Consider the following 293-nt stretch of genomic DNA (forward strand, 5'->3'; position numbering starts at 1 on the left):
CGCCGCGACAACCACAGAACTGAGACGGCCCCCGCCGAGACTGACAATCTCAACCGGGGGCCTGACCACGAGGAAGAGAACGCTTCCCGATGGATACCCCGCAGGTTATCGCGCCCCCGTGCGCCCAGCCCGGCTCCCCCGGCACCCTTCCCGACGTCACGCCGACTTCCGGCGTCATCCACGTCAACGTCCGCCACGTCTCCGGCTTCGTGATCATCGGCAACCATCTCGCCCAGCACCACGAGCTCTCGCTCATCGCGATCGGCCTCGCCGTCCACATCCAGTCACTGCCC

Annotated in this window: 1 pseudogene; it reads left to right on the plus strand. The window is 67.2% G+C overall.

What is annotated here, in order from left to right:
• Positions 1 to 89: 89 nt before the first annotated feature.
• Positions 90 to 293: pseudogene (locus JGS39_RS13055) on the plus strand (helix-turn-helix domain-containing protein); the annotation flags it as partial.

Origin of the sequence: Streptomyces poriferorum (assembly GCF_019399235.1) — a bacterium.
GTDB lineage: Bacteria > Actinomycetota > Actinomycetes > Streptomycetales > Streptomycetaceae > Streptomyces > Streptomyces poriferorum.